Genomic DNA, 3,592 nt, shown 5'->3' with positions numbered 1-3,592 from the left:
CTGCAGACCTTCGCTTTCCAGAACCGGACCGAGGCTCGACCCGCGGCCTTTTTCTATCTGATCGACCACCCGCCCCGCATCAAGACGCTCCTGGATTGCAGTGGCCAGGGCGGTGTTCAGGGCTTCGATGTTGGAGCCGATCAGCGATTTGTCATCGCCGGTAACCGTGATGCCGGCATCTTTTGCATAGGTGACCAGTTCCTCTTCGGAGGTCTGCAGCTTTTGCTTCACCTGCAAAACCTGTTCCTGGATGAACTGCCGTGCCAGATCAGAGGTCTCGCTGGTCTGATCGAGACGTTGATCGATAAAGCTCTGCGCGACCTGATTGGCAACGTCGCTTGCATATTTCGGCTTTTGATCGACGAAGGTGATCGATAGCAGGCTCGTATTGGTGACCAGATTGACCGTCAGATCTTCCTGGATGCGCTTGATCGCAATTGCCTCGCGCTCTTCAGGCGTTTTCTCCTCAATGGAGGGTGACTTGGACATCCCGAACGCACGGTAGACAATATTGCTCGGGGAAAAGCTCGGCGTCGGAAACAGAAAATCCGGTTTTTCGCTAAGCCCAAGCTGGAACACCACGCGCTGAGCCAATGCCCGGCTCTTCAGCTTCTCCCGAGCGGTCAGGAAGGCCCGGACGTCGCTGTTTTCGGAAACGACCTCAATGTCCTGAAACACTTTCGCCGAAGGCACCAGAACTTCGAGCTGCGTCGTCGCCAGGTATTTTGGTGTCTGCATCATCGTCACGATGACGCCGGCAACGAGCCCGGCCGCCGCCATCATGACGATCAGCCAGCGATACTGGACGATGTATAAAAGCAGCTTGAGCGGGTTGAACCCCTCATCCTGGCCCGCATAGTCGCGACCATAGGGACCGTAGTTTTGCGGCACGTCGTAATAGGAGTCCGCGGACAGGGCCTGGCCATGTCCGGGTCCGGCAAGTTGGGGCTGCCTGTTGCGATCGAGCATGCGCGAGGTGATCCTGGGGTTGTCCGTGTCTACGGAATGACCGCAATGCGGGCAGCGCTGGAGGCGAGGCCCAGCGCATCCTTCAAATTGTTCATCGCGATTTTCGACTTCGAAGCAAAAACGACGACCACGTCGCCGCCATAGATGCGCGGGTTGCGGTTCTTGCCGGCGCGGATTTCCTCGACATTGTAATTTGCGACCAGCTTGTTTTGGCCGACATTGCGATAGACGAAGACCTTGCCGGCATCACCGACCGGATTGAACCCTCCGGCAAGGGCGATCGCGTCGAGCAAGGAAGCGCTGCTGGACACCGGATAAATGCCGGCCTTGTTGACTTCACCATCGACCGTGATGCGCTGGCCAATCGACTCCTTGACGAAAATCGTCACGTCAGGCGACTGCAAGTACTTTTCACCGTAGGCAGTCTCGATTTCCTTCTCGAGCTGACGAACGGTCTTGCCGGCTGCAGTCATGGTCCCAATCAGCGGAAGCGAAATCTGTCCGCCCGCGTCGACCTGAACTGTTCTGTTCAAATTATCGACCTGAAACACACTGACCTCGAGCACATCGTTGGCAGACAGAGGCTGCTCGCTGCCGTTCTGGGTATTCTGCGGCGGCGGGAGATCCTTGACCACCTGCAGCGTACCACCGCCAGAGAGCGCCGATGAAGACGCCGTCGGCTGCAGCGCATCGACAGAACTGGTGGAGGACGTCGATGTCGACGAAGTGCTTGCGCAGGCAGATATTGCTAGCGATGCGAGCAAAGCGGGCACGGTGCCCGCATGACTTCTTGCGAGATCGAAAATGCCCATCAAAGAGCCCCGCTCTTAAACAACCGGCCCAATCCGCCAAACCGCCCCGCACTGCTGCCCCCCGATTTTCTCGGGCTTTGCTTTCCGATGGGCACGAGCGGCCGATTTTGCAATATCGCGTCCGGGCGTTTCACTGCCATGTTGTAAGCCTCATCTTCCCCACACCGGTTCGCGATGGCGACAACCGCCTGCGAAAGCCCTGGCCGCCGCCGGCTGGCGCCGTGGGTGTCGGAGGCGACAATATCCACCCTGCCCTCATCCAGCAGCTTCTCCGAGTAGTAGAGCGCCGTACGTCCAAAGGCCCCCGTCACAGAATCAGCCGTGAGCTGAATAAGGCAGCCTAGCGTATTCAACCTCTCGATGACGTCGTAATTCGCCTTGATCCAAGTCAACCGCTCTGGATGAGTGAGGATCGGCACGAAGCCGGCCCCTATGAGACGGGCGGCGAAGTCTTCGAGCCGCGGAGGCAAAATGTGATGTGGCGGTTCGAACAGGAAATAGCGGGATCCGTTCAGAGTCGGCACCGTACCAAGCCTCAATCGATCGGGGAGATCAGGCGCGAGATGAACATCAGCGCCAACATATACGGTAAGCGGTATGGCAGCGCGATGAAGCTCCAGTTCTAACGCCTGAACAGCCCCGGCAATCTTTGGCGTGGCGTTCTCATAAACCCCAGGCATTACATGCGGCGTACATGCCATATGCGTTGTACCGTCGGCCACTGCCAGCCGTGCCATCTCCAGCGACATGGCCAAGTCAGGAGAACCGTCATCGAGACCGGGCAGGATATGTGAATGCAGGTCGATCATTGGCGTTTCTGGTTGAGAGGAGGCAAAGCTTCGCCTCGACAAAATAGAAACGCGTCACCCGCATGAAGGCGAATGACGCATTTGACAAATTTACGCAAAACAGCGGGGGTCGTATCCCGCCTATCGGCTGACCGCGTCGTCGTCATCCTGCAGGCCGATAATAAGGGCGGCGGCACCACCGACGGCGGCGCCGCCCAAGAGAACCGGCAGCATGCCAGGTTCTGAGCTGGCGGGTACGATCGTCGCAGACGGTGTCTCAAGCGAAACGCACATGCCGCCTTCGATAGGGTCGACCTTGACGGTGGCATTGGCTGGAATATCGAGCGCGCAATTGGCTCCGATAGCCAGCGAAGCAGACGCCTGCGCCCCGGTCATGATGCGCGCGCCCGCATACACCGGCGCCTCGGCATCCACCCCTGCATAGCCGCCGGCCTGGGACATCTGCACATTACCCCGGACCTGCGTAAGACGACCTATCGCGTCTGCGGACGCCGGCACGGGCGCAAGACAGGAACAGGTTTGCTGAGCTACAGCCTCGGGCGCGGCGAACAGGGCGCCCCCTGCGACGAATGCAACAAAAGTAAAAGCAACCCCGAACCGATGGCAACTCATCATTTTACCCCGCCAAAACCTGTAACTCGCCCTGTTGGTACAAATTACAGCCCGCCCCGCCCCAAGCAATAGAACAATATGGTTAACAAACCCAATAAACCAGCCAGCCCGCCTATCCAGACCTTTCTCTACAGCGGCCGATGCCGCCATATCTTCGTCAGCGGCTGACGCCGTTGTCGTCATCCTGCGTCGCCGCGAGCACGCCAGACGTCAGAAGCGCCCCGGCGAAAATCGCCTCCGGCGGACCGAACCCGGCGCCGCCGCCGGAGGGCTGAATAGCAGCCGTCTGCTCAGAGCCGACAAGCTTGAGGCAAATGTTGTTGCCAAGGCGGGAAACGTCGAGGCTCGAATTGGCCGAAACCTCCAGATTGCAGCCGCCGACCAGAACGG

At 58.9% G+C, this 3,592-nt stretch carries 5 protein-coding genes and 1 pseudogene; 1 reads left to right on the top strand and 5 read right to left on the bottom strand.

The window, feature by feature from the left end:
* Both EN893_RS24170 and EN893_RS24165 read right to left on the bottom strand, forming a co-directional pair.
* Positions 1 to 969 (bottom strand): Wzz/FepE/Etk N-terminal domain-containing protein (locus EN893_RS24170; protein WP_245490892.1); only part of this gene is annotated, 969 nt, incomplete at its 3' end.
* Between the two features lie 29 nt (positions 970 to 998).
* Positions 999 to 1,604, bottom strand: a complete 606-nt coding sequence (locus tag EN893_RS24165; protein WP_224696614.1) for a polysaccharide biosynthesis/export family protein — start codon at positions 1,602 to 1,604, stop codon at positions 999 to 1,001.
* Between EN893_RS24165 and EN893_RS39435 the strand changes: the two genes are divergently transcribed.
* Complete coding sequence (locus tag EN893_RS39435; RefSeq protein WP_164752261.1) at positions 1,597 to 1,755, top strand: hypothetical protein; 159 nt, start codon at positions 1,597 to 1,599, stop codon at positions 1,753 to 1,755. The two genes, EN893_RS24165 and EN893_RS39435, sit on opposite strands and share 8 nt — an antisense overlap.
* 25 nt (positions 1,756 to 1,780) lie before the next feature.
* Here EN893_RS39435 and EN893_RS24160 read toward each other — a convergent pair whose 3' ends face one another.
* From EN893_RS24160 to EN893_RS24150, 3 genes and pseudogenes are all read right to left on the bottom strand, one after another.
* Complete coding sequence (locus EN893_RS24160) at positions 1,781 to 2,590, bottom strand: CpsB/CapC family capsule biosynthesis tyrosine phosphatase (RefSeq protein ID WP_127268327.1); 810 nt, start codon at positions 2,588 to 2,590, stop codon at positions 1,781 to 1,783.
* Positions 2,591 to 2,710: 120 nt separating this feature from the next.
* A complete protein-coding gene (locus tag EN893_RS24155) occupies positions 2,711 to 3,031 on the bottom strand; it encodes a hypothetical protein (protein WP_127268328.1) in 321 nt (106 codons plus the stop codon).
* 328 nt (positions 3,032 to 3,359) lie between these two features.
* Positions 3,360 to 3,592: pseudogene (locus EN893_RS24150) on the bottom strand (hypothetical protein); the annotation flags it as partial.

It is taken from the genome of Mesorhizobium sp. M7A.F.Ca.CA.004.04.2.1, assembly GCF_004022825.1.
In the GTDB taxonomy this organism is placed as follows: domain Bacteria; phylum Pseudomonadota; class Alphaproteobacteria; order Rhizobiales; family Rhizobiaceae; genus Mesorhizobium.
The sequence above is the reverse complement of the archived record's forward strand: the minus strand, read 5'-3'. Positions and strand labels throughout refer to the sequence as shown.